The sequence below is a fragment of the Bradyrhizobium sp. genome, from assembly GCF_049519115.1.
Classification (GTDB): domain Bacteria; phylum Pseudomonadota; class Alphaproteobacteria; order Rhizobiales; family Xanthobacteraceae; genus Bradyrhizobium.
This window is the reverse complement of the sequence record NZ_JBEKRB010000169.1, coordinates 1-3,530: the sequence shown is the minus strand read 5'-3', so window position 1 is coordinate 3,530 and position 3,530 is coordinate 1. Positions and strand designations below refer to the sequence as shown.

Sequence of the window (3,530 nt, the reverse complement as noted above, 5' to 3'; positions counted from 1 at the left end):
TCTTCGAGATTGTCGACGGTGGCAAGAAGCTGCGCATCATCAAGGATAATGGTGGCGGATCGAGCATAAAGCTGTTGTTCGATCGCGAGATGATTTTCTGAAAGCGGCCAGCAAAGCTGGTGCTGAGCTTGATTGGGGGACGTACAAGCTAACGACCGGCGCCGCCCGCGCTGACGCAAATCGCAAAAACGGCCAAAATTACCACGCAGCTTCAATAGTTTAATGGCGCGCCCGGAACGATTCGAACGTCCGACCCTCAGATTCGTAGTATGAATTCGAGGCTTTTCGGGCGCCCTCGCCGTCACGCCGCCATACTCTCGTCCTTCCAATAAAGTACTAATCGATCATTGATTTTCGCGTCATGGCGTAGCTTTGCGTAACGCGACCTCGATGATTCTCACTGAGGACTTCCCCAGACTAAACCCAGACTAAAAATGGTGACGGCACCCATGGCTGATCAGCGCGAATTTCTCACCGACAAGAGCATTGCTCGTCTGTGCGCGGGGGAGAAGCAATACAAGGTGCGCGATAGTGAGCTGCCGGGATTTTTCGTGCTCGTTGGCAAGCGCCGGAAGACTTTCATGGCGCAAGGTGAGTTCTGGCGTGATGGCGTTCGTGAATTCACTGCCCAGGTAAAGCTGGGCGATTTCGGTGAGATGACCACGCGCCAAGCGCGAGGCAAAGCCAAGGAAGCACTCGGGTCGATAGCCAAAGGCCAACGTCCCGGTGAAGCTCCGAAGATCAAGCCTGGCTCAATAACGCTTCGGCAGGCCTGGGAGCGCTATCGGGATGCGCACATGAAACGTAAGGGGCGAAACTCAGGGACTATTGAGGGCTATCGAGATCACATGGAGCGGCTGTTCAAGGATTGGCTCGACAATCCGCTCGCTCGACTTGGGCGACAACCGCATCTTGTTGTTGAACGTCACGAGAAACTCTCGAAAGAGAACGGTCCTTACATTGCAAACGGATCAATGCGCAGTCTGCGGGCAGTGTACAACCACGCGCGGAAGAGCAATCCCGATCTGCTGGCCGTAAACCCGGTTTCCGCGATCGACTGGAATAAGGAGCATCGACGCAACACCGGGATGGGGCCAAACGATATCAGCGGCTGGCTGAGGGAGCTTTACGCGATGGACAACCCGCTAAGGCAGGAATTTCACCTCTTCACACTCTTCAGCGGGTCACGACCAACCGCGCTCAAGAAGATCCGTTTTGAGCACGTCGATTTACGACGTAGGATAATCCACATCCCGAGGCCAAAAGGTGGTGAGGAGAAGGCATTCGACATTCCACTGTCGCGTCCGATGATTCGCTCCATCATCCGCGCGATCAGGTGGGGTCGGATCCTTTATTCCGCGCAAGCGACGCCGTGGTTGTTTCCTGCCGATAGCGAGCCAGGACATCTCGTGGAGCACAAGGAAGAGCGAAATATCCTATCCAAATGGGGAAATGATCTGCGGCAGAGCTATCGCACGCTCGCGCAAGCGGCAGGGGTTTCGGAACTCGACATTCATCTCTTGATGAACCATTCGCTCCCCGGCGTGAATGCCGGGTACATCACCCGCGACCGTTTGCTAAGGGATCATCTGCGCCAACAGCAGCAAAGAATTTCGGAATTGATCGCTCATAGCGTCTTGTCGGAGCGAGATCCTTCAATTGTCCGGTGGCTTGGAAGCGCGAATGTCGATGAGACTGCAGGCCGAACTGAGACAAAGCATCGATTCGAGACCATGTCGATGGCTGCATAATAGCATGCTGTGGCTCGTGCTTGAGCGTCGCGCTCCGAAGGCGAAGGCCACACGTTCAAATCGTGTCGGGTGCGCCATTATACGCCGCTTAGGTCAATAACTTGGGCGGCTTGTTTTTATGCAGGAGGCGCGATCAGGCACTTCGCGTCGTACGTTGCGTTTCGCCAAATTGCAGCAAACCGTACCGCGAGCCGCGAAAGCTAAGGGAATTCGGCAGATTTTGTCGAAGATTCGCCCAGGAGATTTTGGCGAGGCGCCCTCAGTTGCGCTCGATAAGGCTCGGACAATGCATTTTTCTCCATAGCCTCTGTACCGCAGTATAACGTCTGGTTTCCGATTTACCTGATGCAACAACGGGTTCTAACCGAGCCATTCTGAATCGCTCTCCCTCCCCGAGAGAACTGTTCTCTATCGCCAGCTATGCATAGCGCGAACTTATACCCGGGGCATGCTTCTCGCGTTGTCTGCCGAAGAATCCGCAATTTGATTATTCGCGATTTTAACCGTCAGTATTTACGCCAACTATTGCGTCATCGCTACTTCACTTGACATTTTCTCGCGCCTTATATCGATCCGAAGTAATAAAACGACGATTGCTCCGAGGAGCGAACTCGCTGACAGCAAGAGCAGGCCCATGGTGAAGTTGCCGGTCAGATCCTTCAGGTAACCTATCGCGTAAGGTGCCGCGAAGCCGGACAGATTTCCAAGCGAGTTGATTGCCGCGATACCCGCGGCAGCGGAAGCTCCGCTGAGGAAGCTCGCCGGCAGAGGCCAGAACATCGGCGAGGCCGCCGAGTTGCCGATCTGCGCGACACAAAACAGCGCTATCGTTATAGCGGGACTGTGGACCAATGCCGCTAATCCGAAACCCACTGTCGACATTATAAAGGCCAGCGCAACGTGACGTTTTCGTTCCATGGTCCGGTCGGAATGAAGGCCGAACAGCACCATGCCGAAAGCGCCGAACACAAACGGAAGCGCTGTGAGAAATCCGGTCTGGGTATTCGTTGCGCCCAAACCCTTGATGATGGTGGGCAGAAAAAAGGCGACGCCGTAATTCCCGGCTTGAATAAAGAAATAGACCAGAGCGCACAGCAGGATTCGCGGATCGGTCAGTGCTTGCCGCAACGAAAGGCGTTCGACCGACTCCTTGTTTCGCCTCTCTGAGGCCTGGATGTCTTCCAGCCAAGCGATCTCGTCTTGCTGTAACCAGCGTGCCTGGCGCGGGAAATCGGTCAGATAGCACAGAACGCCGATGCCGACCGCAACCGAAGGCAAGGCTTCAACAACCAGCAGCCATTGCCAGCCTTGCAGACCCCATCCGGTGACGCCGAGCAGCACTCCGGAGATCGGCGCTCCGATGATCGAAGAAATCGGGACCGCCAGCATGAACAGACTGATGACTCGCGCGCGGTAAACTGCCGGAAACCAAAGCGTCAGATAAAAGATGATGCCGGGAAAGAATCCAGCCTCGCAAGCGCCGAGCAGAAACCGCAAAGTATAAAATACGCCCGATGCCGGAACGCCGGCCATTCCTGATATCGAAGGGATAAAGGAAAAGGCCGCCGAGATTATGCCCCAGGTAATCATAATGCGGGCAATCCAGACGCGCGCGCCGACCTTCTCTAGCAGGATGTTGGACGGCACCTCGAACAGGAAGTATCCGATAAAGAACAGGCCCGCGCCAAAGCCAAAAGCGGCTTCGCTCAAGCCGAGAACTTCATTCATCTGCAGCTTGGCAAAGCCGATATTGACGCGATCGAGATATGCGACGAAATA

Annotated in this window: 2 protein-coding genes and 2 tRNA genes; 2 read left to right on the top strand and 2 right to left on the bottom strand. The window is 55.0% G+C overall.

The window, feature by feature from the left end; genetic code table 11:
* Positions 1 to 223 precede the first annotated feature (223 nt).
* Positions 224 to 293, bottom strand: a tRNA-OTHER gene (locus ABSE61_RS36625).
* 156 nt (positions 294 to 449) lie between these two features.
* Here ABSE61_RS36625 and ABSE61_RS36620 point away from each other — a divergent pair.
* Both ABSE61_RS36620 and ABSE61_RS36615 read left to right on the top strand, forming a co-directional pair.
* Positions 450 to 1,751: an integrase arm-type DNA-binding domain-containing protein gene (locus ABSE61_RS36620; RefSeq protein ID WP_423876027.1), complete on the top strand. Its 1,302-nt coding sequence runs from the start codon at positions 450 to 452 to the stop codon at positions 1,749 to 1,751.
* A gap of 2 nt (positions 1,752 to 1,753) precedes the next feature.
* A tRNA-Arg gene (locus ABSE61_RS36615) sits at positions 1,754 to 1,828 on the top strand.
* A 445-nt stretch (positions 1,829 to 2,273) separates the two neighbouring features.
* On the opposite strand, the gene ABSE61_RS36610 is transcribed toward ABSE61_RS36615, so the two are convergent.
* Positions 2,274 to 3,530: MFS transporter (locus tag ABSE61_RS36610; RefSeq protein WP_423876026.1), on the bottom strand; the 1,257-nt coding region annotated here is incomplete at its 5' end.